The 14,383-nt window shown below is 58.5% G+C and carries 14 protein-coding genes and 1 pseudogene; 10 read left to right on the top strand and 5 right to left on the bottom strand.

The window, feature by feature from the left end:
* The first annotated feature begins 2 nt into the window (after positions 1-2).
* Genes FQ320_RS20965 through FQ320_RS20940 form a run of 6 tightly spaced genes read left to right on the top strand, consistent with a single transcriptional unit; the run spans position 3 to position 4,036 of the window.
* Positions 3-665, top strand: coding sequence for an NADH:ubiquinone reductase (Na(+)-transporting) subunit D (locus FQ320_RS20965; RefSeq protein ID WP_148475276.1), 663 nt, complete (start codon positions 3-5; stop codon positions 663-665).
* Positions 662-1,273, top strand: coding sequence for an NADH:ubiquinone reductase (Na(+)-transporting) subunit E (nqrE, locus tag FQ320_RS20960; RefSeq protein ID WP_148475275.1), 612 nt, complete (start codon positions 662-664; stop codon positions 1,271-1,273). Before FQ320_RS20965 ends, nqrE begins: the two co-directional genes overlap by 4 nt.
* A complete protein-coding gene (gene nqrF / locus FQ320_RS20955) occupies positions 1,270-2,490 on the top strand; it encodes an NADH:ubiquinone reductase (Na(+)-transporting) subunit F (RefSeq protein WP_148475274.1) in 1,221 nt (406 codons plus the stop codon). The genes nqrE and nqrF overlap by 4 nt, the downstream gene beginning before the upstream one ends.
* 4 nt (positions 2,491-2,494) lie before the next feature.
* Positions 2,495-3,469, top strand: coding sequence for an FAD:protein FMN transferase (locus FQ320_RS20950; RefSeq protein WP_148475273.1), 975 nt, complete (start codon positions 2,495-2,497; stop codon positions 3,467-3,469).
* Between the two features lie 10 nt (positions 3,470-3,479).
* On the top strand, positions 3,480-3,647 hold the full coding sequence (locus FQ320_RS20945) for a (Na+)-NQR maturation NqrM (RefSeq protein ID WP_148475272.1): 168 nt from the start codon (positions 3,480-3,482) through the stop codon (positions 3,645-3,647).
* On the top strand, positions 3,644-4,036 hold the full coding sequence (locus FQ320_RS20940; protein ID WP_255509648.1) for a CBS domain-containing protein: 393 nt from the start codon (positions 3,644-3,646) through the stop codon (positions 4,034-4,036). Before FQ320_RS20945 ends, FQ320_RS20940 begins: the two co-directional genes overlap by 4 nt.
* A 104-nt stretch (positions 4,037-4,140) precedes the next feature.
* On the opposite strand, the gene FQ320_RS20935 is transcribed toward FQ320_RS20940, so the two are convergent.
* The 5 genes and pseudogenes from FQ320_RS20935 to FQ320_RS20910 all read right to left on the bottom strand — a co-directional run bounded on the left by FQ320_RS20935 (position 4,141) and on the right by FQ320_RS20910 (position 9,561).
* A complete protein-coding gene (locus FQ320_RS20935; protein ID WP_148475271.1) occupies positions 4,141-4,740 on the bottom strand; it encodes a hypothetical protein in 600 nt (199 codons plus the stop codon).
* Positions 4,741-4,849: 109 nt separating this feature from the next.
* Positions 4,850-5,365: pseudogene (locus tag FQ320_RS20930) on the bottom strand (IS6 family transposase); the annotation flags it as partial.
* Positions 5,366-5,639: 274 nt separating this feature from the next.
* Positions 5,640-6,806 (bottom strand): M20 family metallopeptidase, encoded by a 1,167-nt coding sequence (locus tag FQ320_RS20920; protein WP_148475270.1) that lies wholly within the window; start codon positions 6,804-6,806, stop codon positions 5,640-5,642.
* Positions 6,803-8,509 carry a M28 family peptidase gene (locus tag FQ320_RS20915; RefSeq protein ID WP_148475269.1) on the bottom strand — a complete coding sequence of 569 codons (1,707 nt, stop codon included), beginning with the start codon at positions 8,507-8,509 and terminating at the stop codon, positions 6,803-6,805. The genes FQ320_RS20920 and FQ320_RS20915 overlap by 4 nt, the downstream gene beginning before the upstream one ends.
* A complete protein-coding gene (locus tag FQ320_RS20910) occupies positions 8,506-9,561 on the bottom strand; it encodes a ketopantoate reductase family protein (protein ID WP_148475268.1) in 1,056 nt (351 codons plus the stop codon). Before FQ320_RS20910 ends, FQ320_RS20915 begins: the two co-directional genes overlap by 4 nt.
* A 140-nt stretch (positions 9,562-9,701) precedes the next feature.
* On the opposite strand from FQ320_RS20910, the gene FQ320_RS20905 reads away from it, so the two are divergent.
* The 4 genes from FQ320_RS20905 (at position 9,702) to FQ320_RS20890 (ending at position 14,323) form a co-directional block, all read left to right on the top strand.
* A complete protein-coding gene (locus FQ320_RS20905; protein ID WP_148475267.1) occupies positions 9,702-10,451 on the top strand; it encodes a GntR family transcriptional regulator in 750 nt (249 codons plus the stop codon).
* Positions 10,451-11,227, top strand: a complete 777-nt coding sequence (locus FQ320_RS20900) for an SDR family NAD(P)-dependent oxidoreductase (RefSeq protein WP_222861676.1) — start codon at positions 10,451-10,453, stop codon at positions 11,225-11,227. The genes FQ320_RS20905 and FQ320_RS20900 overlap by 1 nt, the downstream gene beginning before the upstream one ends.
* Positions 11,227-12,615 carry an MmgE/PrpD family protein gene (locus FQ320_RS20895; RefSeq protein WP_148475266.1) on the top strand — a complete coding sequence of 463 codons (1,389 nt, stop codon included), beginning with the start codon at positions 11,227-11,229 and terminating at the stop codon, positions 12,613-12,615. Before FQ320_RS20900 ends, FQ320_RS20895 begins: the two co-directional genes overlap by 1 nt.
* 70 nt (positions 12,616-12,685) lie before the next feature.
* The gene (locus tag FQ320_RS20890; RefSeq protein WP_148475265.1) at positions 12,686-14,323 is read left to right on the top strand and encodes an ABC transporter substrate-binding protein; all 1,638 of its coding nucleotides are present in this window, start codon (positions 12,686-12,688) and stop codon (positions 14,321-14,323) included.
* The last annotated feature ends 60 nt before the right edge of the window (positions 14,324-14,383 follow it).

Genomic DNA, 14,383 nt, shown 5'->3' with positions numbered 1-14,383 from the left:
GGATGGCTCGCCCTGCCCTCTGGTCCGTTCTGACCGATCCGCTGGTCCGCCAGAATCCGGTGACGCTGCAGATCCTCGGCATCTGTTCGGCACTGGCGGTGACGACATCGGTGGCGACGGCGCTGACCATGTCGGCGGCGCTGACCGCGGTCGTGGTCATGGGGGCCGGTCTCATCAGCTTGATCCGGCACCACATTCCGAGCGCGATCCGGCTGATCATCCAGATCGTGATCATCGCTTCGCTGGTCATCGTGATCGATCAAGTCCTTCAGGCCTTTCTGCCCGAGATCAGTCGCAAGCTCTCGGTGTTCGTCAGCCTGATCACCACCAACTGTCTTGTTCTGGGGCGCAGCGAAAGTTTCGCGCGCCTGAACCCGCCGGTTCCGGCGATGGTCGACGCGCTTGGCAACGGGTTGGGCTATTCGCTAGTGCTGATCGTGATCGGCTCGATCCGCGAATTGTTCGGCGCCGGTTCGCTGCTGGGCTATCAGATCCTTCCGACGGTGGATCAAGGTGGCTGGTTCACGCCGCTGAACCTGATGCTGCTGGCCCCCAGTGCGTTTTTCCTGTTGGGCGGTCTGGTCTGGGCCGTGCGCAGCGTACTGCCCGCACAGGTCGAAGCGCCCGAGCACACGCCGCCCGACAGCGCAGGTGAGCGGACATGAGTGATCTGGCCACCCTGTTCCTGCACGCCGCCTTTGTCGAGAACATGCCGCTGACGTTCTTTTTGGGGCTATGTACCTTCATTGCGCTGTCGCGGCGGCCCGCCTCGGCAGTGGGGCTGGGCGTGGCGATGATTGCAGTTCTGGGCGTAACGGTGCCGTTGAACCATCTGATCTATGCGGCCCTGCTTGCGCCCGGCGCGTTGGGCTGGGCCGGGATGCCCGCGCTGGATCTGTCCTATTTGTCGCTGATCGCCTTCATCGGAGTGATCGCTGCCGTGGTGCAATTGCTGGAAATGGTGTTGGATCGGTTCTTTCCGGCGATCTACACCGCCTTCGGGGTGTTCCTGCCGCTGCTCACGGTGCAATGCGCGATCCTTGGCGGCAGCCTGTTCATGGTCGAACGCAGGTATGATCTGGCCGAGTCTGCCGTCTTCGGGCTGGGCGCAGGCACCGGGTTTGCCGTCGCGGTGATCATGCTGGGCGCGATCCGCGCGCGGTTGGCATACGCCGATCTGCCGGACGGGTTGCGCGGGCTTGGCATCACCTTTGTCATTGCCGGGATGATGTCGCTTGGGTTTTCGGCCTTCGCGCAGATGGTAGCGTCATGACCGAAATCGCGATCGGCACTGTCCTGATGATCCTGTTGATCCTTGCGCTGACGTTGGCGCTGTTGGCCACGCGGCGGCGGTTGATCCCGGCCGAGGCGCTGATGGTCACGGTCAACGACACCACGATGATCGAGGCGTCGCGCGGCGACCGCCTGCTTGAGGTATTGCAGGGTGCCGGAATCGGCATTCCGGCGGCCTGCGGCGGGTCGGGCACCTGCGGGTTGTGCCGCGTCACGGTCGAAGGGGAAGGCGCGGGTCAGGCGCAGGCCACCGAAAAGGGCGTGCTCTCGGCGGCCGAGCGCAAGGCGAATCTGCGGCTGGCCTGCCAGACCGTGCTGCGCGGTCCCTGCGCGGTCACCGTGCCGCAGGATTTCATGGACGCCTCAGGTTTTGCCTGCACCGTCGTTTCGAACCGCCAGCTTGCGCCGCTGATCCGTGAACTGGTGCTGGAATTGCCCGAGGGTCAGCCGTTCGAGTTCCGCGCCGGGGGGTTCATGCAGCTGACTGCGCCGGCGTATGGTCTGGCGTTTCGCGATATCGAGGTGGACGCGCCGTTTCGCGACGCCTGGCGCAATGCCGGTTGGCAGGACATGGTCGCATCTTCCGACGCGCCAGTCACCCGCGCCTATTCCATCGCCAGCCGCCCCGAGGATGGGCGGCGCGCAGTGTTCAACATCCGCCTTGCGGTGCCGCCGGCGGGACAAGAACGTGAAATTCCGCCCGGCGTCGTTTCCAGTTGGCTGTTCGCGCTGCAACCCGGCGCATCGGTCGAGACCTCCGGCCCCTTCGGTGATTTCCACGTTCAGCCCACGGACCGCGAAATGATCTTTATCGGTGGCGGCGTCGGTATGGCGCCCCTGCGGGCGATGATCCACGAACAGATTGGTCAGGGTACGGCGCGCAGGATGCGCTATTTCTATGGTGCGCGCACCGCCGCCGATCTGTTCTATACGCAGGAGTTCGACGCGATCGCCGCCGCCCATAGCAATTTCAGCTGGACCCCCGCCCTGTCCGACCCCGCCCCCGGCGACCGTTGGACCGGGGCAACCGGATTCATCCACGAGACCGTGCGTACCGCTCTGAGCGGCCACCCGACCCCCGAGGATTGCGAATACTATTTGTGCGGCCCGCCGGTGATGATCTCGGCCGTTCTGGCCATGCTGGCGCGGCTGGGAGTCGAGCCGCAATCCATTTTCAACGACGATTTCGGAGTGTGACTCGATGAGCAGATCTTCCCCCAATCTGACCCGCCGCTGCCTTCTGGCGATGACCGGTGCCACGCTGATCTGTGCCCCCGCCGTCCTGCATGGCGCGCCGGCGGTCCAGCATATCAACGGGGCCGCCTTTGGCAGCACGTGGCGCGTCACCCTGCCCGATCTGACCGGCACCGAAACTCTGCGCCCCGCACTGGCAAAGCTTCTGGCTGACATCGACCGCCTGATGTCGCCCTGGCGCGGTGATAGCGAAATCTCCGCCTTCAACCGAGCCTCGGGGCCCACCGCCCTGTCGGGCGAAACGACGCGTGTCGTCGCTGCGGCGCTGGACATTGCGCAGGCGAGCGATGGCTGGTTTGATCCCACCGTCGGCCCTCAGGTCCGGAAACTGGGATTTGGACCCATTGAGGGGGCCAACGGACGTTGGACAGGCCTGCACATGCAAGACAATCACCTGTCTAAAGATGACGCCAGATTGACGATGGACCCTTGCGGTATTGCCAAGGGACACGCGCTGGATCTGATGCGCGATGCGTTGATCGCCGCCGGTTGCCGGCATTTCCTGATCGACCTTGGCGGCGAACTGGCTGCGTATGGTCATCACCCGTCTGGCCGCGGCTGGCAGATCGCGATCGAAGATCCGCGCCCGGATGTGGTCAGTGGGTCGGCAGTGATGCAGCTTGGCGACCTGGCGGTGGCAACTTCGGGCAACCGTGCGCAGGGTTTTGACCATGGTGGGCACCGCCAAGGCCACATAATTGATCCGCACCGCGCGCGCCCCGCCCTCGGAACGCTGGCGTCAGTTTCCGTCCTGTCAGACAGCGCCATGATCGCCGATGGTTGGGCCACAGCATTGATGGCAGCCGGGGATACCGGTCCTGACCTCGCGCGACGCAAAGGCATTTCTGCGTTGTTCCTCTTCGCCAAGGCGGATGGGCTTCGGCGGGTGATGACAGCCGATTTTGACCGGCACATGCTCTAGGAGGCACGCGATGGAAATACTTCTGGTTCTGGTGATTTTCCTTCTGGCGGTCGGCGGTCTTGCACTGGGATTGGTGCTGGGGCGGGGGCCGCTGCGCGGATCGTGCGGTGGCATGTCCTGCATGAAGGACATTGCCTGCGAAGGTTGCCCGCGCCGCGCCCCCGAGCCCCGGTCGTGACCGTCGGGCGCATCGACCTGCTGGTCGCGACTGATCCCCTGATCCTGCGGCCCGACACGCCGATCCGTCGCGGCGCAGCACAATTGGCAGACACAGGCACCGCGGCCGCGCCGATCACCGACGACAGCGGGATACTGTTGGGAGTGCTGACACAGAAGGATTGCTTCCGGCCTGTTCTGCTTGCCAGCTATTATGGCGAATGGAACGGCTGCGTGGGCGATTTCATGAGCACGAATCCGGTCACCCTGGACCTAGGCACCGATCTGGTATCGGCAGCCGAAGCATTTCTGGAGCATCCATACCGGAGCTTTCCAGTCGTGGAAAAGGACCGGTTGATCGGAATTTTGCATCGCGAGAGCGTTTTCCGGGCGCTGATCCAAGCGGGGTGACCTCGCCGCGATCCGGGAGCACGCTCTTTCAACTTGAGAACGGATTAGCGACTTTTGTGATTGCCGCGCTCTCCAAACCGCTCTCGCCAGTCCAGTCGCAACCGTCAGATCCCGAAGATGAGGTGTGCGCGGTCCATCCTGTCCGCTGTATCAAGTTGTGACAGCGCGTTACCATAGGCCAGCCATCCGCCAATGGTGTTTTCCTCGCCCTGTTCCACCCGATCGGGACCTTGCCGGGCTTCGTCAGCCAGCGCCGCGCGCATCCCGGTAACCCCATCCTCAAGCCCTTCACGGGTCAGTGTGGAGATGCCCTTGCGGTGCGGATCGGCGGCGGGTGCCTCTTGATCGGGTTTTGATCCAGCCCCGATATTGGCGGTGTTCATGGTCGCCGTGGTGCCGTGCTTGGTGGTATGGGTACGGGGTTCCTCACTGCGGATATCCGTAGTCCCTTCGTTTCGCCACTTGGCTACCGTTTTATCATCAACCGCACCATGCCGCGCGATCTCACGATTAGACCACGCGGACCACTTCGGGTCATTCAGCAGCACCATGACAGCGCGCCGCTTGTCGGCATTCGTCCGGCGCAGGCCCTGCGAAGCGTTTGCCCCGACGCAGAAAATGATCGCGTCACGCCGCGCACCTTGCCGAACATCCACCGGCACCTCAAGAGCGACAGCGCGGCGTACTTCATAGTCGCGAGTCATTCGGACACTGGGAGAGGGGGGCGCCAAAGGGGGGATCGGGCTTTGCCGCGATTTTAACCCCTTGGCCGTATAGTCATAACAGCCCGACAGGGGTGGTTATGGCTAGTAGTGCCTGGCGGAGTGATTTGAAACGACCGATGATCTTTTCTCGCCGCCGTGTCGGCCTGTGTGTCCCTTCGCATCGATTGTTGAGACCTTTGTGGCTACGATGCTCTGTTCCCGCAGGACGCTCTTTCAAGGCAGCCCCGTAGCTTCGGAGTTTATCTGTGACGATCACCCGCGGCGCACCAAATGCCTTGAATAACCTGCGGAAAAAGCGACTTGCGGCGCGTTTGTTGCGCCGAGGCTGCACGAGGATGTCGAGCACATCGGCACGGCTATCGACGGCGCGCCAGAGCCAATATTTCTTGCCGTTTATCGGAATAACGACTTCGTCCAAGTGCCATTTGTCCGCCGCTGCCGGACGACCCCGGCGGATTACTTGGGCATATTTCAGCCCGAATTTCGCAACTCAAGAGCGGATTGACTCGTAGCTGACCACAATTCCGCGCGCGGCCAACAGGTCCTCGACATCGCGCAAGCTCATGGGGAATCGGTGATAGGCCCAGACAGCGTATGCGATAATCTCAGGTGGGAAACGATGGCCTAAGAAGGCACCAGGTTGCTTGGGTGGTCATAAGAAAACCGACCGCCACGTGCGTCCCCCCGCAACTTGACGATGCCGGCGGGATCTATCGGTTAGGAGAACAATGGTATCCGGTTTGCGCGGGAGATGCGATCTGGATGGCGCCCTGTTGCCCAAAATTGTTCGGCGCGCTCGGCCGCGGGAACGCACGATATTTGATATATAAGGACTGGAATCGCGATCCGCTTCGTTGAACCGGGTGGCGGTTACATCATCAGTTGCTAGGGGATGCCAACATCAAGTTGGCCAAAAGCGCGGTTCGCTGTGCAACGCTTTGAGGGTAAATGCATTCCACGTGAGTATGCGCACCCTCTCCATCTGGTCCTAACCCATCAAGCGTGGGAATACCCAGTGCACCTGTAAAGTTACCGTCAGAACCGCCACCGCTCGACATTCCGATTAATGAATATCCCAATGATTGGGCCATATCTGCGGCATAGGAAAACAGCTGATCTCCTGCCTCAGACCTCGCAAATGCTGGGCGGGTCAATCCGCCTTCGATCTGAACCTCAATATCCGGCTCAGTTGATTGCAAGGCTTCGATCTGAGGGATGACCCATTCGGTTGCGGCGGCGTCTGGCAATCGAACATCCAGTTGAAATCGGCATTCCGCTGGAATCGTATTGCGCGTTGTGCCGCCAGTTATCGTTCCGACGGAGACTCCGATCCCGTTAGCCAAATCGTTCATATCTTCTAATTGCAGCACAAGCTTGGATGCTGCGCGTATGGCACTGCGCCCCTTTTGCGAATTTGTTCCCGCATGGGCCGCGCGGCCCTTGACCGCAATCTCATAAATCGCGGAGCCGCGACGCGCAGTCACAACTTTTCCGCCATCGCGTGCCGGTTCCACAACCAAAACGCAAAACGCATTCTTTGCTTCTGCCTCGGTCGTTGCGCGCGATGCCCGACTGCCGGTTTCTTCATCTGCAACAAACAGGATCGTAACGGGGCATTTCGGGCCGTCGCCACAGCCCCGCGCCAGTTTAAGAGCCTCTAGAGCCATCAACGCACCGGATTTCATGTCATAGATACCAGGCCCGTAAATTCGGCTGCCTTCTTCCTTCCAAGGCAACGGCCCGGTTAGGGTCCCAATGGGATGAACCGTATCCAGATGCGCCAAAATCAGAATGCCTTTTTGATCTGGGTTGGGCGATGGGCCATGGCGCACGGTAAGGATATCCCCCCGCCCTAATGTTCCAGGAGCACGCGAAACGGCAAAGCCTGCGGTTTTTGCCAGGGTCTCTACGTGGTCAACCATGCGGTTCACGGCATCGGCATCGGCGGTGGGGCTTTCGATATCCACCCATTTGCGCAGTTCGTTCAAAAACGCGGGAAGATCCAGATCTTGGGCAGTGATTGGCAAGGGGCTGCTATCGCTCATTCATCCAATCCTTCGCTGTGAAGAAGGCTGTTTGCCTGTCTCAGGTCGGACAAAATCCGGTTTGCACAGCGTATGGCCATACCATTGTGAAGATGAAACGCGGTTGGATTTTGCGGTGGGGTTGAAAGACAGCGCAGGGGTTCCAGGCTTGGCCATTTGGGCAGTGGCAATGCCTGATCGTGGCGGTGCCGATCCCCTTTGGTATAGTCGAGTGGCACTAAATAGCGTGACACGCACATCAAGGTTCTGTCGCGGCGCACGCGGGCATGCGCATCTTGTGGCGTCTTACCCTGAAACACCGACAGAGCTGCTTTCAAGGTTTCAGCCTCTGCAATCAGGGCTTTGAGGGGAACAGTGCTTTCTGATGGCAGTGTGATTTCATTCAGTTGCGTGACCAAATCCCCAACCTGGGCGGACACATCAAGCGGAAGGAGATCTTCAAAGAGCAACCGGCCCAGAATGTGGGAATACACCCTGGTATCACGCAGTAATAATTCGGGATCGATATGTTCGATCTTATCGTGTGGTGTGTGCCACCACCATCCCAGGGCATTGCGCACACCGGGGGTTTCAACGGGTTGGCAGCTTAATATCCCGAATATAGATGGAATTCCGATACCCCAAAAGGACTGATCAGAGTTCCGTGCAGAGCGGGCACCATGGTGTTCTTGACCAGAATGCACTGAAATCGCCTCGCCCGCGAGTGCGCAGAGTTCTGTTGCAGCCGGGGCCAAGCTGAGCAGGGTGTTGCCTTTGCCGCCAGTGGAATCCACGTTGACATGAACCGCACAATCGCGCTCCAATTCATGCCAGTGGTGATCGGCAAACCAGGCAGAGCCGGAATACCGCCCTTGGGAATGGCCCGACCAGAAACACAGACGAAGATGCCGCTGCATTTCGCTGAGATGTGGGATAAGGCAACGCGCGATTTCAAGCATGGTCGCATTGGCGCTGCCGTTGTCCATTACGCCTTCATACCAAGTGTCGTGATGCCCGGAAAACATAACAAATGGCGCGTCTTTGGCTGCATTCTCTGCCCTTAGGTCAGCAACCAGTATGGGGGTTTTTCGCCATCCCGTATCAACCTTGGCATGAATAGTCGCCTCAAGTTCGGGTTGTTTGGACAGCTGCGCACGGATTGCCTGTCCATCTTCGTTTGACACGGTTATGGCGCATGTCGTCGGAAGTTCCTGCGTGGTTTCAACGTCTGGATTGCCCCAAACCGGTGACAGGCACATTTCGTGAAGGTTGTGGTTCGTGCTGATGTGGATTTGTCCGGCTGCACCCGCAAGGCGGCACCGTTTGGCCATTTCCGGCGTGGCCATCCCGTTGATCAAAGCGATTTTATCACGCAGGTCTACGGCATCAAAATCCGCCTGTGTTGCCTTGCCAAGATCGATGATCGTGCGAGTTAATCCCGCCTCTGGCGATGGTATGGCCATGGAATGGGTGATCGCGGTGATCCGTTTTCCATTAAAGTCGAGGCTGGCCTTTTCGGGCAGGCTGATGAAGGCGTCGTGATGCAGAAGCGTTGTTTTCAAACCGTATTCATCAAGTTGCTGACGAACATATTCAAGACTGGTCGCTTCCTCTACGGTTCCTGCCAGTTTCTGCCAGCGCGAAAACTCGGTCAGGTGCTTCATCATCGGCTCGACCGCGATATCGGATGCCAAGCGCGAAAGGAAATCTGTTTTTATATTCATGATGTTACATCGCTTAGGGCTGCAAATGTTGTGGCACCTACCTCGCGGCGGCCTGCTTCGACATCTTCAACAAGTTCGATCAAACGATCCATAAGGGGCGTGGCAATCCCATGGCGCGCCGCAATCATGCGGATCGGATTCAACTGGGCGACCACATCCGTCTGACGTTTGCGTTTCACCAGATCGCGCCATACCCCGCTATGGGTCTTGGTCGAGAGCGCGTTATAGGCCCGCAAGGCCTCTAGCGATTTGGCAATGCCCGTCGTGTCATTGGCCAGGAACACTGCGGGCTCAAACCCGTTGAAGGACTTTGGCAACACGCACTCGGCCTGTGCGGCGGTCAAAACTTCTTGGATCATCCCCAACAGCACACTGCGATAGGTTTCGCCGGTGATATAATCAACGATTGAGGCATCCGCGATTGCAGAGGTTTTAAGTAAGGTGCCATAGGCCGCTTTGCCCCAAAGATAGCCGAAAATATCGTCGGTCAGCACCGCGTCAGGTTCGAACAGCTTGAGCGTTTCGTAAATTTCACTGACCCGTTTCGATTGTGTTCCGTCGATTTCACCGACGACCACGGCGCCGCGGCCACCATAGAGGATTTTGCCCGGTTCGATGTAGTCGGCCAGAAAATTGACAAAGGCACCAATCACCCGGTCAGGCCCGACAATATCGGAAATCACGGGTTCGTTCATTCCGTTCTGACAGGACACAACCGCGCCATCGCTGCGCAGAAATGGTAACAACTGTCGTGTTGCGGCTTCGGTGTGGTGCGCCTTTACGGCCAATAAGATCAAGGGCCACTGGCCCGTCATCTCGTCTGGGGTCAAGGCATTAGTCTGGCAGGAGAAGTTATCGATCGGCCCTTCAATACACAGCCCGTCTGATCGCATCCGTTCCACGTGATCCTTGCTGACGTCAACGAACAGAACGTCCCGCCCCGCGCGCACCAATGCGGCACCTATCGTGCCGCCGATGGCGCCGCTGCCCCAGATCACAACCGGTGTTGCGCCGCTGTCATCCTGCCCGCGTTGAAGACTCTGTTCGACCATTTCCAAACCCCCAAATCAATCATTTTGCGGCCTCGCCGCGCCCTGACAAAGCACAGCGTCACCATGTCAGCGTACAATTTCTACGTTATCGTATGATAATTGGTTTGACAATTGTCTGACGATCTTTCACATTTTGACATATGAAATACGCATCGAACCAGACCGAGCCCCAGGAAACCGCCCTGGATCACCCCGATTCAGCGCGTGAACCCGGTGCCAGCGAGTTGGCCGCCGCACGCATCCGACAGGGGATTGTTGCGGGCGAGTTTCGCCCCGGTGAACATCTTAGCGAACGCGAATTGTGTGAAGTGACGGGCGTCAGCCGTACCGCTGTGCGCGAAGCTATACAGACACTCGCGTCGGAAGGTTTGATCACGGTTGTGCGCTATCGCGGGCCGATCGTGACGCAACTGACCGAAAAGGAAGTGCGCGATCTTTATGACATGCGCGCGGTTCTTGAAGGGCATTGTGCATCCCTGTTCGTGCAGCGCGCTTCGGATGAACAGGTCGCAGCCCTAGATGCCTCGATTCAGGACATCGGGCGCGGCCATGAAGAGCGTAACATGGTCGGCGTCATCGAAGCCTCGAGCCGGTATTATGACATTCTGGCCGAAGGCGCAGACAATGGCGCGATCAACAAGGCGCTTGAAACCCTCCGCAATCGCATGGCGCTGTTTCGGTTTTCTTCAACGCGTTGGCCGGGGCGTGCGGAACGCAGCATGGCCGAGCTTTGCGAGATCGGAGAAGCCGTAAAAGCACGCGATCAAGACGCCGCAGCAACAGCGGCCCGTATCCATGTGGAACGCGCAGGCGAAATGGCCCTGCTGATCATTGCCGAACATGCTCGCGCAACAGGCGGATCGCGCGGCTCTGCCGGAGGCCGGTCATAATGCTAGAGCTGCAAGAAAATCACCCATCGCCACATCATCGCACCGCGATGGTGACCGGGGCAGCGACCGGATTTGGAAAAGCTATTGTAGAAACTTTTCTGAAAAAGGGTGTGCAGGTCTGCGCCGTGGATCGTGATGCCGTTGGTCTTGCCGCTGCGTGCTTCCCAACTGATCAAACTCTTCTCTGTACCCTTGATCTGACAGATCGTGCGGCTGTTGCTGCAACAATACCGCAGATGATCGCGAAACTGGGTTCTGTTGAATGTCTTGTGAACAATGCCGGTGGTGTCGTTGGCCGCAAAGCGGCAGCGATTGAGGATCTTGATCTTGATGATTGGGATGCCGTCATGGCCGCCAATTTGGGCAGCGCATTAATGATGAGCCGCCTTGTCACCCCTTCAATGAAGGCCGCGCACCATGGCCGGATTATCAATATCACCTCTGGGGCTGGATTTCGTGCGTCGCGCACGGGGGTTCAGGCCTATACCACAGCGAAACATGCCCTTCATGGGCTGACCCGCCAGTTGGCAGGCGAACTTGGCCCCTTTGGCATTACAGTAAACGCCGTTGCACCAGGCCTGCAGCCGGTTTCGCCCGGCACGCGCAGCCAATGGGACAGCTATAGCCCCGAAAAACAGCACGCGATCATCGAGAATATCCCAATGCGCAGCCTTGGAACTGCCGATGACGTGGCCGAGGCGGTGGCGTTTTTGGGGATGGGTCCGGCAGGCTACATCACAGGTCAGATATTGCCCGTGAATGGGGGGGCTTTCTGATGTTGGTACACCTGCATGATGGGGATGTGGCCGCCGGTGTGGCGCGCAAACTTGCAGAAGCGGCGGCGCATTATCAGACGCCGGCCGACTCTGCCTTGATCCAATCGGCGCGGTTGGCGGTTTTGGACACGGTTGGATGCATGATTGCCGGGGCCAGCGATGAGGCCACTGTCGGAGTGGCCGCCCTTACCCACGCTGGGGGTGGAAAATGCACGGTTTTCGGGCAGGAATGGTTGCGCTCGGCACCGGATGCCGCGCTGATCAACGGAACGGCGGCGCATGCGCTGGATTTCGACGATGCCTGCACGACGGCGCTTGGCCATACCTCAGCAGTTCTGGTCCCGGCCCTTATCGCCGTGGCCGAAGCAGAGGATCTGTCTGGGGCCGCTTTGGTTGATGCCTTTATTGTTGGCGTCGAAGTGCAAGATCGGCTTGGGCGTCTGTTCAACCCCGAACACTATGCTGCTGGGTGGCATTCGACATCGACCCTTTGTGCGATTGGCGCCGCCGCGGGATGCGCCCATCTTCTGGGCCTTGGGGCTGACGGTATTTTGGCGGCGATCAGTAATTGCTTCAGCATGGCGGGGGGCAGCAAAAAACAAATCGGCAGCGAGATGAAACCCATTCACGCCGGATTGGCTGCCCGCGCTGGCGTTGAGGCGGCGTTGTTGGCCCGTGCCGGCATTTCGGGGGATGAGGAACCGCTTGCCGGGGATTGGGGCATGTTGCGCCAATTCAACGCCAATCCGGACGCAAAGCGGGTCGCGCAAGTGATGGTCGATTTGCGCATGGGAAATGCGCTGCGCGAAGGCGTTCTTCAGATGAAGCGGTTCCCCTGCTGCGCTGCAACGCACAAATCCCTGGATGGGGTGATGGAGTTGCTTGGCGATCAAGGCGTCGATCCTGCATCGGTCGCGTTGATCGAAACCTGGGTGCCAGCAGATCTTGCCGCGAACCTTCGCTATCACCATCCCAAAAACATCATCGAGGCGCGGTTTAGCATGGCCTATTGCGCGACCCGTATTTTGGATACTGGCGGGCTAAAACTGAGTGATTTTACCGCCCCTGCCCTGGCCCAGTTCGCCACACCGGAAAACCTGTCAAAAGTAAAAATGTACGGCCTGGAAAATGGCGATGATCCCATGGGCGTTCCTGTGCGCACCAGAATGACACTGACCTCGGGCGCGCTGATCGAAACCACCGTTGTACATACACGGGGCAGCACAGAGCGCCCGCTGACCTCGGACGAGGTTTTTGAGAAATTTGTGGATTGCTGCGTCCATGCCGGATGCGACGCGAAAGTGGCGGCCCTTTGGGGTGATCTCCTCAACTCACTGCCCCATGCCACCAAAACTCAAGAAGTGATGGCGGGCCTACGGTCGGCCTAAGACCGGGTAAAATAAAGATTAATAGGGGTGAAATCGCCCAACAAACCGAAAACCAAACAGGGAAATCACGATGAATAAAACAACAGATAATAAAAGAACCGGTCACAACCGCCGCGATGTTCTTGGCTATGGTATTGCGGGCCTGATCGCGACTGCTGGATTGTCGCTGGGCTCGAAAGCGACGGCACAACTGGCGGGAACGCTGCGCATCGGGTTGAATGCCCGCGATATGGGCGTTCTTCATCCCCATGTGGCGACCGGCGGTGCAGATGTGTCGATTATCGCATCCGTCTTCAGTGGCTTGGTCCGCTATGAACCAACACGCGTTAATATAACTGCGATCCAGCCCGATCTTGCTGAAAAGTGGGAAATGTCGGACGACTTCATGACCCACACCTTCTATCTGCGCAAAGGCGCGCAGTGGCAGAAGGGTTATGGCGAAGTCACATCAGCCGATGTTGCCTTTTCCCTAAGCAATGTGCGCGATAATGAGCAATCGACGTTCCGCCCACTGTACGGAAACATCGACACAGTCGAAACACCGGACGCCTATACCGTTGTTATCCATCTTAAAAAGGCTGATCCAACCTTTGTAACCGCGATGGCCAACTGGCAGGGTGGTTTTGTGATCTGCAAAAAGGCGTCCGATGAAATGGGCGACCGTTACCGCACAGAGCCTGTCGGATCTGGCCCGTTTCAGTTTGACAGCTATACACCACAGGACAATGTGATCGTTACTGCACATGCCGATTACTATGGCGGAACGCCTAAGCTTGAGCGTGTGGTTTATTCCTATGTGCCAGACGAAACCAGCCGCCGGTTTGCCTTTGTCCAACAGGAATTGGACATCATCCAAGGTGCCTCAAATCAGGATTGGCTGGCCGAGGTGATTAAATCGACCCCAGGCAACCCAACTGTTGATCTGCTTGGGCCTGAGCGCTCGGTCAACCTGCACATGAAGGCAACAGAAGAGCCTTTGGGCAATCCTCTTGTCCGTCAGGCCATTGCCCATGCGATCAATCGTGATGACTTTGAACAGTACTATGGTCCTGTTTTCAAAGGCACCCACTCTTCGATCCCGCCCAGCTATTTCGGTGGTCTCAAAACCGAAGACATCCCAGAAGAGCTGAAATACAGCTTTGATCCTGAAAAATCACGGGCCCTGTTGGCCGAGGCCGGTCTGCCCGATGGTTTTGAGATCAGCACTGTTGTCAGCGAACGTGGCGATTACCTTGCCTTGGCGCAGATCGTTCAGGAACGCCTTGCCGGGGTCGGAATTACGCTGAAGCTGGATATCCTTGACCACGGGTCTTGGGTTGCTGCTATCATCAAGGAAAAGCGCGGGACGTTGGTTTGGTCCATCAGTTCGCGTTATCCCAGCGCCGAATATCTGATGCGCGAATTCTTCCTGTGTGGCGCTCGTGTCAGTCAGCCAGGCGGCGTTCAAGGTTTCGCCGAATACTGCAACGAGGAATTCGACGAAGCCTATGCCGAGGCGATTGCCAGCGCTGATCCAGAAGTCAGAGCTGCGGGTTTTGCCAAAGCGCAGATCACGGCACTGACCGATCTGCCGGTGGTTCCACTGGGCGCAATGTCGACACCTGTCCTGCGTCAGGATTACGTCGATTTGGGTTATGAAATTGCTGATGGCGAAGATGTCACCAGCCTGCCGTACCTTTACCACGTCACCCCAGCAACCACAGTTTAAGCGTGTTTTCCGGCTGCCAGGCTTTGCCTAGCGGTCGGATCCGCAGTCTGCGTTTTTAGG

Source organism: Oceaniovalibus sp. ACAM 378 (genome assembly GCF_008085915.1).
In the GTDB taxonomy this organism is placed as follows: Bacteria; Pseudomonadota; Alphaproteobacteria; order Rhodobacterales; family Rhodobacteraceae; genus Oceaniglobus.
Note: the sequence above shows the minus strand (reverse complement) of the source record. Positions and strands in the feature narration are given on the sequence as shown.

Bases quoted from the DNA above. Each gene is read 5' to 3' on its own strand.
- FQ320_RS20965 (WP_148475276.1), top strand. From the start codon at position 3: ATGGCTCGCCCTGCCCTCTGGTCCGTTCTGACCGATCCGCTGGTCCGC.
- nqrE (WP_148475275.1), top strand. From the start codon at position 662: ATGAGTGATCTGGCCACCCTGTTCCTGCACGCCGCCTTTGTCGAGAAC.
- nqrF (WP_148475274.1), top strand. From the start codon at position 1,270: ATGACCGAAATCGCGATCGGCACTGTCCTGATGATCCTGTTGATCCTT.
- FQ320_RS20950 (WP_148475273.1), top strand. From the start codon at position 2,495: ATGAGCAGATCTTCCCCCAATCTGACCCGCCGCTGCCTTCTGGCGATG.
- FQ320_RS20945 (WP_148475272.1), top strand. From the start codon at position 3,480: ATGGAAATACTTCTGGTTCTGGTGATTTTCCTTCTGGCGGTCGGCGGT.
- FQ320_RS20935 (WP_148475271.1), bottom strand. From the start codon at position 4,740: ATGACTCGCGACTATGAAGTACGCCGCGCTGTCGCTCTTGAGGTGCCG.
- FQ320_RS20920 (WP_148475270.1), bottom strand. From the start codon at position 6,806: ATGAGCGATAGCAGCCCCTTGCCAATCACTGCCCAAGATCTGGATCTT.
- FQ320_RS20915 (WP_148475269.1), bottom strand. From the start codon at position 8,509: ATGAATATAAAAACAGATTTCCTTTCGCGCTTGGCATCCGATATCGCG.
- FQ320_RS20910 (WP_148475268.1), bottom strand. From the start codon at position 9,561: ATGGTCGAACAGAGTCTTCAACGCGGGCAGGATGACAGCGGCGCAACA.
- FQ320_RS20905 (WP_148475267.1), top strand. From the start codon at position 9,702: ATGAAATACGCATCGAACCAGACCGAGCCCCAGGAAACCGCCCTGGAT.
- FQ320_RS20900 (WP_222861676.1), top strand. From the start codon at position 10,451: ATGCTAGAGCTGCAAGAAAATCACCCATCGCCACATCATCGCACCGCG.
- FQ320_RS20895 (WP_148475266.1), top strand. From the start codon at position 11,227: ATGTTGGTACACCTGCATGATGGGGATGTGGCCGCCGGTGTGGCGCGC.
- FQ320_RS20890 (WP_148475265.1), top strand. From the start codon at position 12,686: ATGAATAAAACAACAGATAATAAAAGAACCGGTCACAACCGCCGCGAT.